At 35.7% G+C, this 22,444-nt stretch carries 17 protein-coding genes; 9 read left to right on the top strand and 8 right to left on the bottom strand.

What is annotated here, in order from left to right:
• The first annotated feature begins 55 nt into the window (after positions 1 to 55).
• The gene (locus QY331_16080) at positions 56 to 2,599 is read left to right on the top strand and encodes a CHRD domain-containing protein (GenBank protein WKZ69481.1); all 2,544 of its coding nucleotides are present in this window, start codon (positions 56 to 58) and stop codon (positions 2,597 to 2,599) included.
• A 71-nt stretch (positions 2,600 to 2,670) separates the two neighbouring features.
• On the opposite strand, the gene QY331_16075 is transcribed toward QY331_16080, so the two are convergent.
• From QY331_16075 to QY331_16050, 6 genes are all read right to left on the bottom strand, one after another.
• Positions 2,671 to 3,180 (bottom strand): hypothetical protein, encoded by a 510-nt coding sequence (locus QY331_16075; protein ID WKZ69480.1) that lies wholly within the window; start codon positions 3,178 to 3,180, stop codon positions 2,671 to 2,673.
• Positions 3,181 to 3,293: 113 nt separating this feature from the next.
• Positions 3,294 to 4,823, bottom strand: a complete 1,530-nt coding sequence (locus tag QY331_16070; protein WKZ69479.1) for a FlgD immunoglobulin-like domain containing protein — start codon at positions 4,821 to 4,823, stop codon at positions 3,294 to 3,296.
• 247 nt (positions 4,824 to 5,070) lie between these two features.
• On the bottom strand, positions 5,071 to 5,571 hold the full coding sequence (locus tag QY331_16065; protein ID WKZ69478.1) for a DinB family protein: 501 nt from the start codon (positions 5,569 to 5,571) through the stop codon (positions 5,071 to 5,073).
• Positions 5,572 to 5,606: 35 nt separating this feature from the next.
• Positions 5,607 to 6,095 carry a hypothetical protein gene (locus QY331_16060; protein WKZ69477.1) on the bottom strand — a complete coding sequence of 163 codons (489 nt, stop codon included), beginning with the start codon at positions 6,093 to 6,095 and terminating at the stop codon, positions 5,607 to 5,609.
• Positions 6,096 to 6,263: 168 nt separating this feature from the next.
• Positions 6,264 to 6,713, bottom strand: a complete 450-nt coding sequence (locus QY331_16055; protein ID WKZ69476.1) for a winged helix DNA-binding protein — start codon at positions 6,711 to 6,713, stop codon at positions 6,264 to 6,266.
• Complete coding sequence (locus QY331_16050; GenBank protein ID WKZ69475.1) at positions 6,713 to 7,312, bottom strand: YceI family protein; 600 nt, start codon at positions 7,310 to 7,312, stop codon at positions 6,713 to 6,715. Before QY331_16050 ends, QY331_16055 begins: the two co-directional genes overlap by 1 nt.
• A 261-nt stretch (positions 7,313 to 7,573) precedes the next feature.
• On the opposite strand from QY331_16050, the gene QY331_16045 reads away from it, so the two are divergent.
• From QY331_16045 to QY331_16030, 4 genes are all read left to right on the top strand, one after another.
• A complete protein-coding gene (locus QY331_16045) occupies positions 7,574 to 8,875 on the top strand; it encodes a SpoIIE family protein phosphatase (protein WKZ69474.1) in 1,302 nt (433 codons plus the stop codon).
• A gap of 78 nt (positions 8,876 to 8,953) precedes the next feature.
• Positions 8,954 to 10,702: a T9SS type A sorting domain-containing protein gene (locus QY331_16040; GenBank protein WKZ69473.1), complete on the top strand. Its 1,749-nt coding sequence runs from the start codon at positions 8,954 to 8,956 to the stop codon at positions 10,700 to 10,702.
• Between the two features lie 40 nt (positions 10,703 to 10,742).
• A complete protein-coding gene (locus QY331_16035) occupies positions 10,743 to 12,566 on the top strand; it encodes a trehalase family glycosidase (GenBank protein ID WKZ69472.1) in 1,824 nt (607 codons plus the stop codon).
• A 106-nt stretch (positions 12,567 to 12,672) separates the two neighbouring features.
• Positions 12,673 to 13,896: an MFS transporter gene (locus tag QY331_16030; protein ID WKZ69471.1), complete on the top strand. Its 1,224-nt coding sequence runs from the start codon at positions 12,673 to 12,675 to the stop codon at positions 13,894 to 13,896.
• 19 nt (positions 13,897 to 13,915) lie between these two features.
• Here QY331_16030 and QY331_16025 read toward each other — a convergent pair whose 3' ends face one another.
• Together QY331_16025 and QY331_16020 are read right to left on the bottom strand one after the other, a co-directional pair.
• A complete protein-coding gene (locus QY331_16025) occupies positions 13,916 to 15,661 on the bottom strand; it encodes a bifunctional UDP-sugar hydrolase/5'-nucleotidase (protein WKZ69470.1) in 1,746 nt (581 codons plus the stop codon).
• 48 nt (positions 15,662 to 15,709) lie between these two features.
• Positions 15,710 to 17,074, bottom strand: coding sequence for an NAD-dependent succinate-semialdehyde dehydrogenase (locus tag QY331_16020; protein WKZ69469.1), 1,365 nt, complete (start codon positions 17,072 to 17,074; stop codon positions 15,710 to 15,712).
• Positions 17,075 to 17,160: 86 nt separating this feature from the next.
• Here QY331_16020 and QY331_16015 point away from each other — a divergent pair, with 86 nt between their 5' ends.
• From QY331_16015 to gatD, 4 genes are all read left to right on the top strand, one after another.
• Positions 17,161 to 17,517, top strand: coding sequence for a DUF423 domain-containing protein (locus QY331_16015; GenBank protein WKZ69468.1), 357 nt, complete (start codon positions 17,161 to 17,163; stop codon positions 17,515 to 17,517).
• Between the two features lie 87 nt (positions 17,518 to 17,604).
• On the top strand, positions 17,605 to 18,948 hold the full coding sequence (locus QY331_16010) for a PhoH family protein (GenBank protein ID WKZ69467.1): 1,344 nt from the start codon (positions 17,605 to 17,607) through the stop codon (positions 18,946 to 18,948).
• An 89-nt stretch (positions 18,949 to 19,037) separates the two neighbouring features.
• Positions 19,038 to 20,951, top strand: coding sequence for a Glu-tRNA(Gln) amidotransferase subunit GatE (gatE, locus tag QY331_16005; GenBank protein ID WKZ69466.1), 1,914 nt, complete (start codon positions 19,038 to 19,040; stop codon positions 20,949 to 20,951).
• A 98-nt stretch (positions 20,952 to 21,049) separates the two neighbouring features.
• Positions 21,050 to 22,435 carry a Glu-tRNA(Gln) amidotransferase subunit GatD gene (gene gatD / locus QY331_16000; GenBank protein WKZ69465.1) on the top strand — a complete coding sequence of 462 codons (1,386 nt, stop codon included), beginning with the start codon at positions 21,050 to 21,052 and terminating at the stop codon, positions 22,433 to 22,435.
• The last annotated feature ends 9 nt before the right edge of the window (positions 22,436 to 22,444 follow it).

Genomic DNA, 22,444 nt, shown 5'->3' with positions numbered 1-22,444 from the left:
GGACAAAATCAAAAACCAAAAAATTCTCAGTCAACTAGAGAAAGGAGATGTCGTTATGAAAACTACAAAACTTATAAATATACAACTTACCTTATTCGTGTTGCTTTTTGCTGGGTTGAGCTTGTTTGCTCAATCAAAATTTGAAGCTAAACTAACCGGAGAGCAAGAAGTGCCGGCAGTAACAACAGAGGCAGGTGGAACCGCGGTATTCAATTTAACAGCTGCTGGCTTAGAGTATCTTATTACAATAAACAATATGTCCATGACTGCAGCCCATATTCATTTAGGTAAAATTGGTGTTGAAGGAACTGTCGTCAAAAATTTAACCACTAGTTTTCAAGGAAATACCGCATCGGGAATATGGACTTCAAATGATACCGAAGCATTTAACGAAACAATGCTGAAAGCCTTATTAAAAGGTGAGCTTTATGTAAATATACATTCCAATGAATACCCGGATGGTGAAATTAGAGGACAGATAGAAAACGCTTCCTCTACAAGTTTTACCGCTTTATTTAAAGGCTCGACAGAAACAGATATTGAAGGAACCGGGACCTTTAATTTAACATCGGAGGGCTTAAAATATAGCATCACAACCTCTGGTTCTAATGCGACCAATGTTGAATTTTACATCGGTTCACAAAACACAAACGGACAACTTGTTGGGACATTTCAGATAGAAAACAATACTGCTGTAGGTGTTTGGAGTAAAAATGATTCGGAGCCTCTTACAGAAGCAGTAGTTGAAGCAATGTTGAAGGGAAACGTTTACGTTGTCGTTAACACAGACAATGAACCTATGAGCGGACAAGTTGAACTTGACGGTGGAATAAACTTAAGTGCTGAACTCTCCGGTGAAAACGTCGAACCTTCTGTTGAAACCGAAGCTTCAGGTACAGCAACCCTAACTTTAACTTCTGCCGGATTAGTTTACAAAGGCGTTGTTGATAGTGCCGAAATAACTTCGGTTGCTTTCTTTGAAGGAGAAGCCGGTATAAACGGCAATATGTTGAAAGATGTTTCACTTTCAGTTGAAGGAAATTCTTTCGTTGGAGTCTGGACAACTTCCGACAACACAACTCCTTTAACTGCAGAAATAATGGCGAAGATTATTGAAGGTAATGTTTACGTTCAAGTAAATTCAGATACCCACACCGAAGGGGAATTAAGAGGACAAATAGAATTTAATTCCGAAGCATCATTTAATATAGATATTGAAAATAATGTAAACAATTCAACCGAACTTGTTGGTGTCGGTTCATTCATGCTTACAAACGATGGTTTAAATTATCGTGTAACCGTAGAAGGTTCTAAAACTACGGCTATAAATCTTATGAAAGATGATGGAACAGGCAACGGCGAAGTAATTGCTGTTTTTGATACGGATGCAAAAGTAAAAACAAATACCTTTGTCGGCGTTTGGTCAAACTCTTCTATTCTTAATGCTTTTACACAAGCCGAGCTAGAGGCGATGTTAAAAGGTGAAGTGTGGATTGAACTCGAAGAAGAAACCGTAAGAGAGGGTGAAACAAAAGGATATGTTAAAGCTAATGCAGATGTAAGTCTTAATGCAGAACTATTTCCCGAACAATCAACATCCGAAGTTTCATCGTCGGCAAGCGGTACCGCATCAATTAAAATTGTTGGTGATAACGCAGTTTATTTCGTTACCGTAAACGGGTTAGAAATATCAGCTGCACATTTTCATAATGCCGAAATTGGTGTTGACGGCGGCGTTGTAAAAACTATCTCCGGTGACTTTGAGAATAACACTGCTATTGGTGTTTGGAGTGAAACAAATATAGAAGCATTTTCTGATTTTATGGCTGAGGAAATGATGAAAGGCAATGTTTATTTGAACGTTCATACCTCCGAATATCCTAGCGGTGAAATAAGAGGACAAGCGCAAGTTAAAGGAGGACTGGGATTAAAGGTTGAGACAAACGGTGACAATCTAGTGAGTCCCATCGAAACCGAAGCATATGGAACAGGTTCTTTTACTCTAACTTCTAAAGGAATGATTTATGATTATTCCGCAGAAAATGTGAATATAGTTAATGCAGATTTATATTATGGTGCTGAAGGAACAGTTGGTCCGCTTGCTTTTACATTAACAGGGGATCTTTCTTTTAATACTGCACTTGGTGTATGGCTGCGAAATGAAATTGAAGGTTTTTCTTCCGGTGATATGTCTGCATTGCTAAAGAGTGAAACATATTTAAAAATAATTTCGGACACTCATTCTGAAGGTGAAATGAGAGGACAAGTAACTTATGTAGATGAAGGAAACACAATCGTAAGTGTAGAAGAACTTGGTCGTGATGAAGAACTTCCGACAGAGATAGTATTAAATCAAAATTATCCGAACCCTTTTAACCCAGCAACCACAATCGGATTTGCAATACCGGAGAAAAGCGATGTTACTATTGAGATCTATAATATTCTAGGTCAGAAGGTTGCTACAGTTTTAAAGGGTGAACAAAATGCGGGTTATCATGAGGTTTCATTTAGTGCTGACAATTATTCATCGGGAATTTATTTATACACATTAACTGCAGGTAATAAAGTATTAACCAAGAAAATGCAGCTTATTAAATAACACTTATATTATTATATTATAATTTCATTGCCCGCAATTAACCTTGCGGGTTTTTTGTTTCAGCATATAAATCATTTTGTTGTTTTGCCTTCATAAAGATTTTCAAAAGTAACGTCTACCGGTTCCCAAAGTTCAATTTTATTTCCATCTAAATCCATTATGTGAACAAATTTTCCGTATTCATATGTCGCAATTGTATCAAGTATAGTGACACCGTTTATTCTTAGTTGCTCAACTAAATATTCAATATTTACCACACGGTAATTTATCATAAAATCTTTTTCGGAAGGTTCAAAATAATTTGTTGATTTGTTAAACGGACTCCATTGTAAATATGCAATTTTTTTTGAATCGGATTCTCTGAACTCAAACATTGAGCCGTAATCGTTGGGTGCTAATCCTAAATTTTTATAATACCATTCCTTTGTTTCTTGGGGATTTTCTGATTTAAAGAATATACCGCCAATACCGGTTACTTTTCCTTTTTTCTCTTCCATTTGTATTTCCCCCGATTTTTCTTGTGAAAAAGTTTGAACAATCGTTAGTAGTAATATTAAAATCAGCACGCGATAAACGAACATTTTCCCTCCGTCAAATTAAAATATGGTTGAAACTATTGATTGAAAATAAAACTCACAAGTTAATATTGATTATATAATAGCGGGTAAGCCGATATAATTACCCGCAACTTCATTTACTTCATTAATATCATTTGTTTTGAATCTATAAATTTATCTGTCGTCAAGCGGTATAAATAAACTCCGGATGAAACGGAATTTCCAAACTGATTTGTACCATCCCAGGTTATCCGATGATTTCCCGGATTAATTGTTTGGTCTAGAATCGTCTTAACGAGTTCACCGTTTAAGCTGTAAATTTTCAGTTCAACATTACTTTTCTCAGCTAAATCGAAATTGATTGTTGTTGTTGGGTTAAAAGGATTCGGGTAGTTCTGGCTTAGAGCAAATTTTAGATCAACTACATCGTCTACACCGGTTGGATCATAAATCATGAATGGAGCATCATTCTCGTCATAGATTTGGCTATTCAAATCACTTATCCTAAGTAGGCATTCATCCGAGAGAAAATTGGGTATTGTCCAATCAAAACTTCCATCGGATTCAGTTGATGCAATGACTTCACTCCATACTCCGCCGTTATTACTCGAGAACTCAATCGATACATCCGTTATGTCTGTGCTGGTCCAAGTAATTTCAAATTGAGTTCCAACTTCTAATTCCTCCCCTCCGTTAGGAGTGATTAAAGTAATTTGTGGATTGAGCGGAATAAAGATTGAGAAAACTTCGTTGCTTTCATCTTCTACACCGCTGTCATTATCTTTTATTCTTATCTTGCATTCGTTGGACTCAATATTATTTGGAATTGTCCAATCATAATTTCCGTCTGAAATAGTTGAGGAAGTTATTTGATCCCAAGAAATACCGTTGTTCGTTGAAAAACTAATCGAGACAGACGATATGTCCGCACTTATCCATGTGATAGTTTGCTCTGCACCGGCTTCCCAATTTTCACCACCGTTGGGGGAAGTAACCATAAGCTCGGGGTTTACCGGCTGGGATATTGTAAAAGTAGAATTGCTCTGATCGCTTTCGTCTGTATCAAGGTCGTTTACTTTAATCAAATTTTGGGTGGAAGAGATATTCGGAATTATCCAATTAAAACTTCCATCGGATTCAGTTGAGGGGGTGAGCTCATTCCAGCTGCCACCATTATCACTTGAGTGCTCAATGGATACATTAGCTACAAGGTTACTTTTCCATGTAATTTCGACTTGTTGATCGGGTGAGTAGTTTTCGCTGCCATTTGGTGAAGATACAATGATTGTCGGAACGGGGAAATCGTTAGGATCGCCGGGATTTGTAACAAATTCAGGATTTCCCGGTTGAGAACTTCCTGTTGTCCATGTCCCGTTAGGATCTTGTAATTCCTCACCGTTAGTAAAACCATCTCCGTCAGAATCCAGTGCCGCTAATTGAGAACCCCACAAAACATGTCCTGAAGCCCCCGGCACGTCCAAAAAATTATTTTCAACCTCGGTCCCAAATGCATTTCTTGGGCCTCCGCCAAGCGAGCTAACATGACAGTTTGCACATGTATTGACATTTCCATTTGGGATTTCGTTTACACGAAATGAACGCGCAATAAAAATTCCGGTTGCGACAATTAGAAACATTATAACTGCTCTTGCAATAATCTTTCTCATTTATCCTCCCCAAATGGAAAGAGTTTAAAATTAATTTTAATGAGGTCTTACTAGAAGTTAATTTATTAAAAAATACCTCATGTCTCAATACTTATTTTATGGACACATTCCAATGAAAAATTTGCCGCCAAGATAAAAGGTAAATTAAACGGAATAAAAAAAATTATAAAAGATTGAGTGAGAGTGAGTATTTTATAAATCCCAGGACAGTATTTTCTTTGGGTTAAAACGACTGTTTGAAAAGTAACTATTGCTTCGGCTGACCCGCCCATAGCCAAACTATAAAATCAATCACCGGCGGTTCTATCTCCAATTCACGTAACCTTGAGTTTATTTGTGCCCTGTGGTAATGGGTATGTAACACAATCTGATACATTGTTTCTTTTAATGTAACCGGCTCTGGGGATTTACCGGATTCTTTTGCATAGTACTTGCTCCACGGGATTTCAATAATTTTAGAAAGTTCGGAAACATCGACATTATCAATAAACTCTTTTAGCTCTTGATTTTGTTTCACAACAAATTTGAATATTGATTGAATGTCTTCAAAATCATTATCCGTCATGAACGTAAACAATTCCCCTGTCCACACTTTGAGAAATGCATAATGTGTGAAGTGATTATGGAAAAGTAGTCTTTTAATTTCGCGATCTGATTTAGCCGATTCATTGGCAAGAACAGTTTTCCAGATTTCGTTGTCTGCCCAAAACATGTGACGTATAATTTTATCTAATTCCGGGTTACTCATATACTAATTCACGTTTTTTATTTGCTGATATTAAATTAATATCGGTCGTCATCTTCAAAAACACCATCATCAAAACCATCAAGGTCATCATCATCAAAGATGTCGTCTTTAAAATCATCGTCAAAATCGTCAGCGTCATCATCGGCTTTTCCTTTTTTATTTCCGGCTTCAGGAATAAAGTATTCTTCACGCGGAGTTGCATCTTCAATTTTATTTAAAACGCTATCTAATAATTCATCGCTGAGATCATCAATAATGGTTTCGTTATCAGGTAAATCTTCGCCGTATTCATCCGCGGATTCACTTTCATCCCACAGATTGTTCAAATCGTTTTTTTTCAACTTTGAAAGCCAATTTGCAATTTCTTCTTTTACTTGATCTATTAAATCATCATCCCATGTTCCTTCTTCGGCAATTTGTTCCGTTAAAATATTCCAATATGTTTTTTTTGGTTCGTCAGGAAATTTTTGTTTCTTCAACATAGAAATCAAGTCTGTTGCAGCTTTGGTCATAGTTAATGCCATCTTAACTCTCCGATAAAAATTTATTTTGTGTGTCGATAAATTAGTAAAAGGAATTTAAAAATAAATACGGAAAATTATTTTTATAAAAAATTTTCTGTTAAATGATTTTTTATTTGAAATGAATTATTAGTGAGGTCGTTCAATTTATGAATAATGCGGGGAGAAAAATTAGCCCCGCAATTTATCAAAAATAACATTTACTGCTTTAGCTTCTTCTTCGGAAATATTACTAAAGAGATTTTTAATACTTTCGTCAATAGAATCCAGTTCTTCCAGCAGCTTCAATCCCTTTTCGGTTATAATTACTTCAGCGCGTCTTCTGTCTTCTTTACTATGATTTCTCTCGACCAAATCTTTTGTTCGTAATCTCTCAACAAGGCGTGATGCATCACTCATCTTATCCAACATACGTCCTTTTAATAAACTAACGGTTGTTGGTTTGGGATATTGTCCGCGCAATATTCGAAGTATATTGTATTGCTGAGTTGTAATGTTATACTTATCGAATACTTTTGATTGATGAGATATTAGCCAGCTGTGAGTATAGATGATATTCACAGCCAGCTTTTGTAATTCATTATTGAAGCTATTTTGTTTTATTTCTTCTTCAAGTTTCATTATGATTCTGTATTAGTTTCTTTTTTCAACTGAACATCTATATCAATATACACAGTTTTTCCGACTACTAAACCACCCGCTTCAATTGCCTTATTCCAATTTAAACCGTATTCAAATCTATCAACTGAACCGGTTAATTTAAAGCCGGCTTTTGTATTTCCCCAAGGATCTTGTACTGTACCGTTATGTTTAACATCTAAAGTTACTTCTTTGGTAGTTCCTCTCATTGTTAAGTCGCCGACTAATTTATATTTATCATCACTAACTTTAGTCATTGATTTGCCAACAAATGTAATTTGTGGATGTTGATCTGCGGCGAAGAAATCATCCGATCGTAGATGGTTATCTCTATTTTCATTATCGGTGAAAATACTTGCTGTTTGGATTGTAAAATTAACTTGAGCACCCTCAAAAGTATCACCATTTGTTACAACAGTACCTTCATAATCGTTGAATTTGCCGTCAACATCTGTAATAACCATGTGAGAAACGGTAAAACCTATTTTTGAGTGCGATTTATCGAAACTCCACTTTGTTTGCGCACTTAACATCAGAGCGGATAAGAGTAAAACAGTTAGGAAAATATTTATTTTTTTCATTTTTGATCTCCTTTTTTGTGAAATAATTACTAATTGTCTTAGATTGACACTCTAATATACGTTACAACAATGAATGTTGCAACATATATTTTAATTAAAATTTATGGTTTTTGTTCATGATGTATTATAACAAGTTTGATTGGGAAAAAGTGCCCTTCTGAGGAAATAATTATTAATCTAAAAAAACAGCGACCAAAATAAGATGCAATTAATGAAAACTAATCTTATTTTTTGATCGATAGAAATACTCTTCGGAAGTATATGACAAGATCACAACAGATTGATTGTAATGATTGTTCAAATTACACCGATTTAATACAACGATTATTATTCTTCCATAAAATTTCTCAAAATATTTTAGAGAAAAAGCCACTCCCGGATCTCCTTAATGAAATCATTAATTCCAGCAAAATTCTACTTAATGCAGAAGCAAGCTCTCTTTTGCTTTACGATAAACAAGAAAATCATCTTTACTTTCACACAGTTTCTGGAGAGAAAAAGAAAGATCTGACTCGTAAAAAGTTAAATCTTGGTGAAGGAATAGCCGGCTGGGTTGCAAAACATAAAAGTGTGCTCAATATTGACGACTGTTACGAAGACGACAGATTTAATAAAGATTTTGATAAAGCAACTGGCTTCAGAACAAGAAACATGCTTTGTGCTCCAATGATAAGGAAGAATGAACTTGTTGGAGTTATCCAAGTAATTAATAAAAAAGGGAACAAGCTTTTTGATCAAGAAGATATTGACTTATTTAATGTTCTTGCCTCCGAGTGTGCACTTGCAATTGAAAATGCTCGCCTAGCAGAAGTTGAAATAAAAACCGAACAACTTAATTATGAGTTGAACATTGCTCATCAAATACAGCAAAAGTTATTGCCTTCAAAGCTTCCCGAAATTCCCGGGTTTGATATTAGTGCAACTTTAATTGCAGCTAAGGAAATTGGCGGCGATTATTTTAATGTTATTAATATTAATGAAGACCAAACTTTAGTTTTTGTAGCCGATGTCTCAGGCAAAAGTGTATCGGCAGCATTAATAGTTTCAACAATATACTCGTTTATTCAGACCTACTTAATAATTAGTAAAGAGCAATTTGATTTGAAAGAGTTTGTTGCTTCTTTAAATAGGTTTTTAATTACTTCAACTACTCAAGATAAATTTGCAACTGCATGGTTTGGATTGTTTAGTCATCAAGAAAAATCTTTGTTAAGTATAAATGCCGGACACAATCCGACTTATATGTTTATTAGTCGTGAATCTAAACTAGTTCAACTAACTAAAGGCGGATTATTATTAGGCAGCATTGATTTTCCTTATGACGCCGAATTAATTTCTCTCAAAAAAAATGATATGATCATTTTTTACACTGACGGTATTCCCGAAGCAATGAACAAAATGAATAAAGAATACGGTGAAGAAAGATTTGAAAAACTAATAGTGAAAAATTCTGAATATACCCCGGATAAAATCCTACAAAGAATAATAACAAATCTAAATAGATACAGAGGAAGCACAGAACAAAGCGATGATATAACTTTTGGGATTGTTAAAGTTAAGTAGTGTTTTCCTGTGTATTAATTTTGGGCTAGCTTAAATTTCATAAATTTTGTTTTATCAAATTATAATCAGGGGGATTAGATGCACAAACATTTCTTTTTAAAAAACACTACTATTATTTTCTTTGCAGCCACTCTAATTTTTCTTATTAACATAACAGCACAAGAAAAAAGTAATTTATCATTACAACACAATGAAAAGCAGGAAGGGAAATATTCTCAATCAAAATTATCGCAAAGTTACTCATTGCCTTTTCATTATTCCGCAGATAAAATATTTGTTTCACAAGTAAATGTAAGCAGTAATGGATTGAATATTCTTAACGATGCAGCTAATGAACCGTCGATAGCCTTCGATTTTAATGATGCAAATAAAATGGCAATCGGATGGCGACAATTTGATATTATCACAAATAGTTTTAGGCAAGCCGGTTATGCATTCACAACGAACGGTGGATTGAACTGGAATTTCCCGGGTGTTATTGAACCCGGTGTATTTAGATCGGACCCGGTTCTTGATTCCGATTCTGAAGGTAACTTTTATTACAATAGTTTAACGGCGGCAGGTAATGATTATTGGTGTAATGTTTATAAATCAACCGACGGCGGAGCGACTTGGGACGAAGGTGTTTTTGCACAGGGTGGAGATAAACAATGGATGGTAATCGATAGGACCAATAATCCCAGTAACGGACATATTTATGCATACTGGAATGCAATTTACAGTATTTGTGATTATTCGTTCACTAGATCTGTTGACGGCGGATTGACCTTTGAAGATTGTTCTTACATTCCGGAAGAACCGTTTTGGGGAACTTTAGCTGTTGCAAAAAATGGCGATGTACTTATTTGCGGGTATGATTATTATTTTCCCGATGATAATTTTATCGAAAGATTTGTTTTTCTTAAATCGACAAATGCTAAGTTTGCTGATTCCGCTGTTACTTTTTCGGAACCGGTTGAAGTAAATATGAACGGTGTACTGCCTGATTTTGGCGGACCAAATCCCTCCGGTATAACCGGGCAAATTAATATAGCAAGTGATAACTCGGACGGAATTAATAGTGGTAATATTTATATTCTCGGAACGGTAAAAAATCCTATCACAGGTGATCCTGCAGACATTTATGTTGTAGCAAGTACTGATGGAGGTGAAACTTGGTTAGATCCGGTAAGAGTAAATGATGATGAAAGTGACACTAATTATCAATGGTTCGGTACATTATCGGTTGCTCCGAACGGCAGAATAGATGTTGTTTGGCTAGATACCAGGAATTCTCCAGCTAATGATTTCCTATCAGAATTATATTATTCATTTTCTGTCGATGGCGGACAAACATGGTATCCGAATGTAAATCTTCTCGAGGAGAGTTTTGATCCACATGTCGGTTGGCCGGTTCAAAGAAAGATGGGCGATTATTTTGATATGGTTTCCGATAATGAGGGAGTTCATTTAGCTTGGGCAGGAACATTTAACGGAGAACAAGATGTTTATTACGCAAGAATTTTTACCGACGTAATAAATAATATAGATGAAAATAAAAACATTCCCAATGAATTTGTGTTGCATCAAAATTATCCGAACCCGTTTAACCCAAGTACGACAATAAAGTTTACAATCCCGTTAGGTGTGAAACGTGAGACGTCAAATGTGAAGTTAATTGTTTATGATATTCTTGGTAGAGAAATAATAACACTCTTAAATAAACCGATGCAACCCGGAGAATATGAAACAGAATTTGATGCGAGTGATCTTCCGAGTGGAGTATATGTATATAAACTAACAGCCGGAAATATTTTACAAACGCGCAAAATGCTGCTTTTGAAATAAGTCACTACAACTTATCTGCTTTCTTATTACATTTATATATATGAAAGCAGGTAAGTTATTAATATTGTTATTCACTGCAACAGCATTCTATTCGCAGGAAAGAATCCCCGTTGAGTTTTCAATCAAGTCGCTCCAAGCCGATTCGGTTTTTGTCGCCGGAAGTTTTAATAATTGGTCTGGTAGTCTTAATCCGCTTGAAAAGATTAATGATACTGACTGGCGAACAAAGCTTTATCTAGATCCGGGATATTATTATTACAAATTTGTGGTAAATAACAATTGGATTCCAGATCCTTCAAATGATTGGAAAATCAATGACGGTGGAGAGAGTTTCAATTCAATAATTAAAGTTGGTAATCCACCAACCCCAAAAAGAAAAAAACAATCAATTCAATTTCCGAAACATCTTGTACCAGAACCGATATTAGAAAATGAACCTTTGTTAATTGAACTATATTATGCTGCATGGGAAATGGCTTGGAATAAAATTACTCGCGGAACTTCTCAAAACGGATTTGTAAATTTTTATATGGATGAAGGATTTAATGAACTTATCTATCAGTGGGACACAAATTTTATGGCAGGTTTTGGAATATATGCTTCCAATTTATTCCCGGCAATTCAATCTCTCGATAACTTTTATAGTAAACAAAGAGAGGACGGATACATACAAAGAGTATATTGGGAATCAAATGGTCAACCCGCAAGTATTCCGACAATAGACGAACCAATGATCAATCCCCCTCTATTCGCTTGGATTGAATGGAGATATTACCAAATCACCGGTGATAAATCACGATTGAAAAATGTATTGCCAAATTTGACTAAGTATTACGATTGGATTAACAACAACCTTCGTGATTCTCTCGGACAAGGTTTGTATTACACAACTCAACTTGGAAGTGGGATGGATAATATTCCACGAACGAATGTTGGTAAAGCCGGCTGGATTGACTTTTCGGCTCAGATGGCTCTTGCCGCTAAAATGATTGTAAATATCGCATCTTTTGTCGGTGATAATAAAACAGTTTTAAAATTTACGGATGAATATTCTCGCATAACAAAACTAATAAATCAACTTTGCTGGGATGAAGATTCTCAATTTTATTATGATTTAAGAGAAGATAAAAAACTGAGCGATGTTATGCACATAGGTGGATTTTGGACATTGCTTTCGGAAACAGCTACTCGCGATAGAGCAGAAGCATTATTTAAACATCTTGCAAATCCGGATGAGTTTTGGCGATCGCATATGATACCCGCACTTGCCGCAAACCAGCCGATGTATGATTCGAGTGGTCATTATTGGCTTGGCGGAGTTTGGGCACCGACAAATTATATGGTGATCAAAGGTGTGGAAAATTATGGGCAGCATGAGCTTGCAGATCAAATTGTTGAAAATCATCTTTATAAAATGGCGGAAATCTATTTCGATTTTGAACCAAGTGTAGATAAAATAGCTTTCGAGGAAAGATACGCCGATGGTTATAGAACAATTTGGGAATGTTACTCGCCTGAATATACTGAACCTGCTACAAGATGGGATGATACTTTTTATTCACGACAAGATTTTGTGGGATGGTCGGGTCTCGGTCCGATTGCTATGCTGATTGAAAATGTGATCGGTATTGAATTGAACGTTCCGCAAAATAAGATAACTTGGCGGATTGATAGAAGCGATAAGCATGGTATAAAAAATTTGAATTACCTTGACGGTAAAGTAAGTCTTCTTGTTGAACCAAGTGATAGTCATTTAGCTTTCAACGTAACCTCAACTCACAAATTCGATTTGTTGATTGTGTATAAAGGTAAGTCCACACTTCGAGAAATTTATGTTGGTTCCAATCTTTTTATAATTGAGTGACTTTGGAAAATAGGCTAAAGCCTAAAAACCCGGTTAGAACTTACCTTCTTTCCTTTGTCAAATCATTATTACATATTTGTTTTTCATTTCACTAAAAAATATTCACGTGAATCCTTGGAAAGGAATTAAGGGTCTTCCCAAAAACATTTGGTTGATATCAATTGCATCGCTGATTAATAGAAGCGGTACAATGGTAATTATATTCCTTACACTGTATGTTTCACAGAGTTTGGAGGAGAGCGCGACGCGAGCGGGTTTGGTTGTCGCCGTTTATGGTTTGGGGGCGTTTATATCGGCTCCGTTTGTCGGAAGACTAAGCGATAAAATCGGTGAAATTCAATTGATGAAAATCTCTCTCTTCGGTTCGTCTTTCTTTCTGCTTATTTTCTCTTTTGTACATGATTATTATTTAATACTTTTTCTAAGTTTTTTATGGGCGATTGTGAACGAAGCATTTCGTCCTGCGAGTTTATCATTTATTTCAAACGAGAGTTCATCGGTTCAAAGAAAAACAGCTTTTGCTCTATATCGACTCGCAATAAATCTTGGAATGAGTATCGGTCCGGTTATCGGCGGTATGTTAAGTGAAATTAGTTACGATTTACTTTTTTACGTTGATGCTGGGACTTGTTTTATCGCGGGAATTTTTTTGGTTGTCATTAAATGGGATTTACGTCAACCTCAATCAGAAGTTCAATCAACCGATTTGGTTCCGAAGAAAACCGCTTTTTTCTCCGCGCTATCGAATAGATCATTTCTATATTTTTTGATTGCCGCACTTCCGGTATCTATTGTTTATATGCAGTCAATGTCAACGCTTCCTCTATATGTTGTTGATCATTTAGGATTTTCAAACTCTACATTCGGAATACTCATCGCGGTAAATACTGTTCTAATAATTCTTATAGAACTTCCGCTTAACGCATCTATGACAAGCTGGAAGGATGAAAACTCATTATATCTCGGAATAATTTTAACCGCTATCGGTTTTGGTGCTTTAATATTTGCGGATACAATTTCTATTCTAATTATTTCTATAGTTATATGGACATTCGGCGAGATGATATTTTTCCCCGGTGCCGCGACGATGGCTTCCGAAATTGCACCGGAAAAAAGAAAAGGCGAGTACATGGGATTTTATCAGATGATGTTCAGCCTTTCATTTATGGCTGCGCCGTATGTCGGTACATTTATTTATGATAAATTCAATCCAACAATTTTATGGGCGGCATCATTCTTTTTTAGTCTGGTTAGTTTAATATTCGTTTATATGTCGAAAGTATCTAAACAAAAACTACTTCTGCAAAGTGAAGGTAAAGCCGGAAATTAAACCAGGTAATTTTTATCGTTTAGCGGAATAAAATTTCTCGATCTCTTTTCTTGGCGGCTTCATACCAATTGTCAGGAACAACTTTCCAATTATCATTTTTATTGATTTCTACAATTACTTTTTTCTCAATCCATTTCATTAAGTAATAACGGAGATCTTTTTCGGTTGAAGTAATTATACGTTCACTCAATTTATCGTGATCAATTCCGGCGCCTTTTGTCAAATGATTTCCTCCACCGTTACCTCTATATGAATTAACCGCTGCTTTATAAGTTTTGTCTAATTCAAAAATGTTTCCGTTAGTAAATTTTATAATTTCTACTCTATTGCCAACCGGTTTTGATACATCAACTATATACTCAATACCTTCCGCGGTGTCAAAATTATAATATCGGTTTTGCAGCATTGGTGAGTTGCTTCTTTCCGACCAAATTATTTTACCGGTTTCATCTTTCTCAAAAAGCAGTAAGTGATCATCTTCATTCTTCATTTCATTGAACCAAATTGAATAAGAATACTCGAGATAATCTTTTATCTCTTGTCCGGTTAGAGTGATTGTATAGAGAAGATTTTCGTACTTGTATAAGTTGAACATATCTCTGACAAAAATTTTACCCGAATCGATTTCCGAACTCATTGATAACGGAGCGGTGAAGGAAACATCTGCTTCGGTAAGTTCTAATTGTATAGTGTGAATCAAATCAGAAAAATCCGAATCTCCGAACAAAGCATCTTCCGCGTAAATAGTTTTTGTAATTGTTCCGATTCGTTTTGAAACGTATTGCTTTGTTTTATCGTAAGCATATTCAAACATTTTCATAAAATCGGGATCGGGTGTGTAATCTTTGGTCTCAACAATATTTCCGACTAATGTTGATTCCCATTGCTTTGAATCGTTATTATAATTCATCTCAACAACTGCTTCTGCAATTGATGAAGCGTAACCTTTTGTCCCGAGAATTAAAACTTCTTTTCCGAAATTATTTTTAACAAATTTATTCCATCCTTGATGATCATGCCCGACAAAAATTATATCAAATCCATCTACTTTTTCTGCAACTAACTGTGATGCGTTTTCGTTTTTGTAAGTATCGGCGGTTGCACCATTATATGTATAATCTATTCCGGCATGAAAAAGTCCAACAAGTAAATCTGGATTTTCTTTTTCTTTGATTATATTCACCCACTTTTGAGCCGATTCAATCATATCTTCAAAGTACATTCCTTCCCAAATATTTTCAGGCAGCCAATGAGGAATGTGAGGAGTGATTAAACCAAGTACGGCAATTTTAATCCCTTCTTTTTCAATTATTTTGTAGGGCTTAAAATATGGTTCATCGATTTCTTCATCAACGGCATTAGCGGCGAGCCACGGAAAGTTAAATTCATCAACAAGTTTATCGTACACATGATGACCGGCTTCAATATCATGATTGCCGATTGTTGCTGCATCGTAATTCATATAATTCATGATGCTTGCAAGAATGTGTGTTGTATCCGGCTGCTCAAAATTGTAATAATATACAACCGGTTGTCCCTGAAGAATATCTCCGTTATCCAGTAGAATTACATGTTGGTTTTCCTTTGTCCGTTCTTGTTTTACATATGTGGAAATTTGAGCCAATGAACTTTGCGAAGGTTTGTCATTAATAAAATCATACGGAAAAACTTGTCCGTGTATGTCGCTCGTTTCTATGATTTTTAAAGTTACAGTTTGTGCTTCTATAGAGATAAATAATAATATAAGTATCAATATTTGTTTCATACACATTCCTATGGATTGAAGTCGCGCATGATCTTTTAAAATAACTATTTATTTTATCCAAACCGTTTTAATGTTTACAAACTCTTTAATGCCGTAATGAGAAAGTTCTCTTCCGTAACCTGAAATTTTAACTCCGCCAAATGGTAAACGTGGATCTGATTTTACCATACCATTTATAAACACAGAACCCGATTCAATTTTTGTTGCAAGGGTTTTTGCTTTTTCTAAATTGTTACTCCATAAAGATGCACCCAGACCAAAAGGTGAATCATTTGCAATTCTAATTGCATCTTCGTCATCTGCTGCATTGAATAATGAGGCAACCGGACCAAAGAGTTCTTCATCATAAGAGGGCATACCGGGTTTGCTATCTGCTATTACAGTCGCCGGATAGAAATAGCCCTGTCGATTCAATCTTTCACCACCGCAAAGCAATTTTGCCCCCAACTTTACCGATTTCTTAACTTGTTCATCAAGTTCAATTAATAAATCTTCTCTTGCCATCGGACCGAGTTCTGTTTCTTCATTCATCGGATCACCGATTTTTACATTTTTCATTTTCTCGACAAACTTCTTTTCAAATTCATCATAGATTTCTTTAACAACAATAAATCTTTTTGCAGCAATACAGCTTTGTCCGTTATTAATCAATCTTGCGGTCACGGCAGTATTAATTGCCTCATCAAGATTAGCGTCTTTTAAAATGATAAACGGATCACTTCCGCCGAGTTCCATAACTGTTTTTTTCAATTCATTTCCACAATCGCTTGCAACTTTTTTACCTGCGTGTTCACTTCCCGTTAACGTAGCTGCCGTCACTTTGGGGTTTTTAATAATTTCGCTTACTTGCGAGGAACCAATTAATAATGTTTTAAAAGTATTCTGAGGAAACCCGGCGAGCGAAAATATTTGTTCGATTGCTAAAGCACTCATTGGAACATTTGATGCATGTTTTAGAATGCCCACATTACCAGCCATCAACGCCGGAGCCGCAAATCTAAATACTTGCCAGAAGGGGAAATTCCAAGGCATAACCGCAAGGACAACTCCAATTGGATCAAACTGCACATAACTTTCGGAAGCATCTGTTTCTATTATTTCTTGCTTCAATATTTCTTCTGTGTTCTTTGCATAATATTCACAAACCCAAGCACATTTTTCAACTTCAGCAATTGCTTGCTTAATTGTTTTACCCATTTCTAAAGTAAGAATTATCCCGTACTCTTCTTTTCTTTCTCTCAAAACATATGCAGCATTCAACATGAGTTTACTTTTTTCGGAATAATTTTCCTTTCGCCATGACAAAAATGCATCGTGAGAATGATCAATGATATCATCAACTTCCTTCTTTGTCATTTCTGTAAAAGACTTTACTAATTCACCTGTAGCTGGATTAATTGTTTCGAGCGGCATGATTCTCTCCTACATTTCATATCAAATTCAGTATTGTAAAATATATAATAATTTTCTAAAGTTGATAGTAAACAAATAGTTAATGTATGAACAAAAAATCACAAATAGCAATTGCCGCTGTAATGGGTCTACTTGGAGTTGCACTCGGAGCTTTCGGTGCCCATGGTTTAGGTAATTCTCTTTCGGAAAATATGCTTGAGACTTATAAAACAGGTGTTTTATATCACTTAATTCATTCGGTTGTATTGCTAGTTTTGGCTTTATCGAATTATAAATTTATACGTTCATTTATTTTTATTACAGTCGGAATATTACTTTTTTCATTTTCGCTATACATATATAGTGTAATGGGAATAAAATTTTTTGCAATGGTTACACCTTTTGGCGGAGTGAGCTTTTTAATTGGTTGGATTTTAATTATTGTTGAAGCAAGAAAGTCTTAAGAAAATATTTATTCAAATTCGTTTTCAAATTTATTAAGTTGAGATGTAAATAAACTATTGATCATTTACTAACCAGTTCTGTACATTATGGCTAAAACTAAATCTCCCAAAACCTTCATACTCGACACAAACGTAATTCTTCACGATCCAACATGCATAAATCAATTCCAAGAAAATAACATAGTCATACCTCTTGCCGTAATTGAAGAAATCGATCACTTCAAAAGAGGAAGTCAGGTTATCAATATTAATGCCCGCGAATTTGCAAGAACTCTTGATAATATTACCGGAAGTGCTTTATTCAACGGCGGAATATCTCTCGGCAAAGGAAAAGGGAAAGTCCGTATCGTAATTACAAAAGGATTAAGTGCGGAAATCCGTCAGGTATTTAAAGAAGATAATCCCGATCATAGAATATTAAGTGCCGCGTATGATATTCAATTAGCGAGCAAAGCTAAAGAGAAAATAATTCTTGTTACCAAAGATGTAAATCTTCGGATGAAAGCAAAAGCGTTAGGAATTCTAGCCGAGGATTATACTACAGACAGAGTTGGAAGTATTGACGAACTTTACAGCGGTAAAGAAATTATTGAATCATTTGATGATGAACTCTTGCAGAAATTCTATCAATCTCCTTTTGAAGTTCTTGCAAAAAATATATTTAAGAAAATTAAAACAGAAATTGTCGCAAATAAGTATTTCATATTGAAAAACTCAAACAGATCAGTGTTAGCAAGATATAACCAAGAAGAAGAAATATTTAGAAAGGTAGATAAACAACCGACTTATGGAATTCTGCCAAGAAATGCCGAGCAAACTTTTGCTGTAGATGCGTTAATGGATCCCGAAATTCCGCTTGTCTCACTTACCGGTAAAGCCGGTACAGGTAAAACTTTGCTCGCATTGGCAAGCGCACTTGCTGTTAGAAAGCAGTATAGACAAATTTATATTGCACGCCCGATTATTCCTTTGAGTAATAAAGATATCGGTTATTTACCCGGTGATGTTGAAAGTAAGCTCGCTCCATACATGCAGCCTTTGTGGGATAACTTAAAAGTTATTCAAGATCAATACAAAGAAACGGATAAGAATCATCAAGCAATTACTACAATGATTAAAGAAGAAAAACTAGTTGTTGAACCGTTAAGTTATATCCGCGGAAGAAGTTTACAGCGTATTTATTTTATAGTCGATGAAGCACAAAACTTAACTCCGCATGAAATAAAAACTATAATTACTCGTGCAGGGGAAGGTGCAAAGATTGTTCTAACAGGTGACATTTACCAAATAGATCATCCTTATCTCGATACACTTTCAAATGGATTGTCTTATTTAATTGATCACTTTAAGGGACAAAAACTATACGCGCATGTAAACTTGGAAAAAGGCGAACGCTCCGAACTTGCAGAACTTGCTAGTAATTTGTTGTAGTTAATCTTTCTCCAAATTCTTGCTAATTTTATCTTACCTGAGTAAGTTATCATACTTCATTATCTTTTATTGATACATTAGGACAATTAATGAAATCCTTCATATTCAAACCCTTCGAAGAAATGACACCCGAAGATTATGCTGAAGTTGGTTTTAAATCGGGACTAGAAATTCATCAACAATTATTAACTGATAAAAAACTATTCTGCCGGTGTCCCGCCGGGAAATACAGTGAAGAATACGATGCCGAAATATTACGTCACATGCGTCCAACCCTTTCCGAACTTGGTGAATACGACGGTACCGCGTTGATGGAATTCAAGACCAAAAAAGAGATAATTTATCGCATTAAGAGAGAAACAGTCTGCACTTATGAAATGGATGATACTCCTCCGTTCTTAATTAATGATCAAGCTTTAGACATAGCTATTCAAGTCGGGATGCTATATAACTGCAATATTGTTGACGAACTTCATATTGCACGCAAACAATACTTAGACGGCAGCATTCCAACGGGATTTCAGCGAACCGCTATTTTTGCTCTCGACGGTTTAATTCCATATAAGAATCGAAATATTGAAATTGTGCAAATGTCAATCGAAGAGGATTCGTGCAGAGAAGTGAGCGATGTCGGTCACTATCGAACATATTTAACAGATAGATTAGGAATGCCGTTAATTGAAACTGTTACCGGTCCGGATATGAGAACGCCTCATGAAGTTGCAGAAGTAAATTTACTTTGCAGCGCGCTTGTAAGAAGTTCTGGTAATGTAAGAAGAGGAATCGGTGCGGCAAGACAAGATGTAAATGTTAGCGTTGATGGCGGAACAAGAATCGAAATAAAAGGTGTTCCAAGAATTCCGATGATACCACTTCTTACATATAATGAAGCAATGAGACAGTGGAATTTACTTCGATTACGAGAGGAACTTCATAAAAGAGGAATTACCGAAAGCACATTCGAATCAAAAACCGAAGACATTACCGGTGTAATAAAGTCATCCCACTATTTACCTCTTCAAGAAGCAATTGAAAAGAGAAACAAAATAAAATGTGTAGTACTTCGCGGCTATAAAGATTTATTACATTGGCAGACTCAAACAGATACATATTTTTCTCGAGAAATTTCTGACCGTGTTAGAGTAATTGCATGTCTGACAACAATTCCAAATATTATTCATTCAGACAGCAAGGGTGATACTATTACCTCCGCCGAATGGCAAAAGATCAAAAAGCATGTTGGAGCTTCTAACGATGATACGATTGTATTGGTTTGGGGTGACGAAAGAGATACGAGTACAGCTTGCAAAGAAATTATTATCCGCGCCAAAGAAGCCGCAATCGGAATTCCATCGGAAACAAGACAGGCGTTAAGTGACGGAACAAATGGCTTCGAAAGAATTTTACCGGGCGCTGATAGGATGTATCCCGATACAGATTTACCGCCACAAAAAATTACAAAGGCAAGATTAAACAAACTTAGCCAAGACCTACCCGAGCAATTCTGGAAAAGAGAAAAATGGTATAAAGAACTTGGAATTCCGAAAGATACGATCAGAGAATTATCCATCTCAAAATTTGCTAATCTTTTTAAACAGGCAATTAACGAATGGAAACTAAATCCTACGACCGTTGCTGTTGCTTTAATTCAGTATCCAAAACGATTGAAAAAACTAGGTTTTAATCCAGAATTGATTACTGTTGAAATGTTGACCGAAATTTTGTTGAATTATAAATCCGGTTTATTATCTAGATGGGGAATGTTCATTGCTCTTAAAAAATCATTACAACATGGGAAATTTTATCCCGAACTTCTTCCCAGACCAATTCTTGAAGACGAACTAATGAGTATCATTTCACTAAAGAAAAAAGAATTAAAGAAAATAAATTTCTCTACTGAAGATAGAAGAATTAAAGTATTGATGGGATTAGTTATGGAAGATGTTAAAATGAGTATAGATGGTAAATTAGTCTCAGAGAAAATAAAAACTTTGGAACACTGAACACACAGAAGAAAAAGATTTTCACAGATTTAATATGAGTGAATCTTTTTTCGGCGGCATCTGCGTTCCATTCACCTTCTAACATAATTTGAGTAAAAATGAGCATATCAGATTTCAAAGGTTACCGCGGTAAAGCATTATCAACATTAAAAAATTTTAATGCATTTGTTTGGAGCGATGTAGTAATCCAAACTGAAAAAGGGAAATATAAAGGAATAATTCTCCCTCGTTCAGAAACTGCTGACGATGAACATATAGTAATAAAAATGCCAATCGGTTATAACATCGGCGTTGCTGTTGAAAATATTACTAAAATAAAAATTAACGGAAGAAAAGAAGCACATTATAAGATTCCCGAAAAAGAATTTCCTTATGACAAAGGAAAACCACGAGTTAAACTTTTTGGGACCGGCGGTACAATTGCAAGTAGACTAGATTACAGAACCGGCGCGGTGATTCCCGCATTTTCACCGGGTGAACTTTACGGCTCAGTTCCTGAACTTGCAGATTACTGTAACTTAGAAACAGAAAAACTTTACGGTGTATTCAGCGAGAACATGGGTCCAGAACAATGGATCGGAACCGCAAAAGCAATAGGTGCCGAAATTGAGAAGGGTGTTGAAGGAATTGTAATAGGACATGGAACGGATGTAATGCATCACACTGCGGCAATACTCTCTTTTATGGTTCAGAATTCTCCCGTGCCGATTGTAATGGTTGGTTCGCAAAGATCAAGTGATCGGCCTTCATCCGATGCGGCATTAAATTTAATTCATGCGGTTAAAACAGCTGCAGAAAGTGATATTGCCGAAGTCATGGTTTGCATGTTTGGTCCGACTTCCGATATTTATGGTTTACTTCATCGTGGAACACGAGTAAGAAAAATGCATTCTTCTTATCGATCAACTTTTAGAACAATTGGAGATATACCGATTGCAAAAGTGAGTCGAGATGAAATTACTCTTTTAAGAAAAGATTACAAGAAAAGAAGAAAAGATAAAAATGTAATTGTTAATCCCGTCTTTGAAGAAAAAGTAGGAATTGTTTATTACTATCCGAACATGAAGCCTGACATAATTGACTCTATGATTGATAACGGTTATAAAGGAATTGTAATCGCCGGAACCGGACTTGGTCATGTTAACAAACCTGTTTATCCAGCATTAAAACGAGCACAGGAAAAAGGCATTGCAGTTTACATGACAGTACAGACTTTGTGGGGATACGTTCAAATGTATGTTTACGAAACCGGTCGAGAAATGCTTGATCTCGGCGTTGTCCCTTGTGCCAATATGCTTCCCGAAGTCGCTTATGTAAAACTTGGCTGGGCGCTCGGTCAAACAAACGATCTTGAGAAAGTTAAAGAGATCATGCTCACGCCAATTAACGGTGAAACAACTGAACGCGAACCAAGTAACGGTTATTTAATTTATCAAGGCGGACTGCCGGAGGTTGAGGAGTTTATTTCAAAGTATCGAAAGTGACCACCCCTT

The sequence above is a fragment of the Melioribacteraceae bacterium genome, from assembly GCA_030584085.1.
Lineage (GTDB): Bacteria > Bacteroidota > Ignavibacteria > Ignavibacteriales > Melioribacteraceae > SURF-28.
This window is presented reverse-complemented; position numbering and strand designations above follow the sequence as displayed.

Bases quoted from the DNA above. Each gene is read 5' to 3' on its own strand.
- gatD (WKZ69465.1), top strand. From the start codon at position 21,050: ATGAGCATATCAGATTTCAAAGGTTACCGCGGTAAAGCATTATCAACA.
- QY331_16055 (WKZ69476.1), bottom strand. From the start codon at position 6,713: ATGAAACTTGAAGAAGAAATAAAACAAAATAGCTTCAATAATGAATTA.
- QY331_16040 (WKZ69473.1), top strand. From the start codon at position 8,954: ATGCACAAACATTTCTTTTTAAAAAACACTACTATTATTTTCTTTGCA.
- QY331_16050 (WKZ69475.1), bottom strand. From the start codon at position 7,312: ATGAAAAAAATAAATATTTTCCTAACTGTTTTACTCTTATCCGCTCTG.
- QY331_16075 (WKZ69480.1), bottom strand. From the start codon at position 3,180: ATGTTCGTTTATCGCGTGCTGATTTTAATATTACTACTAACGATTGTT.
- gatE (WKZ69466.1), top strand. From the start codon at position 19,038: ATGAAATCCTTCATATTCAAACCCTTCGAAGAAATGACACCCGAAGAT.
- QY331_16010 (WKZ69467.1), top strand. From the start codon at position 17,605: ATGGCTAAAACTAAATCTCCCAAAACCTTCATACTCGACACAAACGTA.
- QY331_16015 (WKZ69468.1), top strand. From the start codon at position 17,161: ATGAACAAAAAATCACAAATAGCAATTGCCGCTGTAATGGGTCTACTT.
- QY331_16035 (WKZ69472.1), top strand. From the start codon at position 10,743: ATGAAAGCAGGTAAGTTATTAATATTGTTATTCACTGCAACAGCATTC.
- QY331_16065 (WKZ69478.1), bottom strand. From the start codon at position 5,571: ATGAGTAACCCGGAATTAGATAAAATTATACGTCACATGTTTTGGGCA.
- QY331_16045 (WKZ69474.1), top strand. From the start codon at position 7,574: ATGACAAGATCACAACAGATTGATTGTAATGATTGTTCAAATTACACC.
- QY331_16060 (WKZ69477.1), bottom strand. From the start codon at position 6,095: ATGGCATTAACTATGACCAAAGCTGCAACAGACTTGATTTCTATGTTG.
- QY331_16020 (WKZ69469.1), bottom strand. From the start codon at position 17,074: ATGCCGCTCGAAACAATTAATCCAGCTACAGGTGAATTAGTAAAGTCT.
- QY331_16070 (WKZ69479.1), bottom strand. From the start codon at position 4,823: ATGAGAAAGATTATTGCAAGAGCAGTTATAATGTTTCTAATTGTCGCA.
- QY331_16080 (WKZ69481.1), top strand. From the start codon at position 56: ATGAAAACTACAAAACTTATAAATATACAACTTACCTTATTCGTGTTG.
- QY331_16025 (WKZ69470.1), bottom strand. From the start codon at position 15,661: ATGAAACAAATATTGATACTTATATTATTATTTATCTCTATAGAAGCA.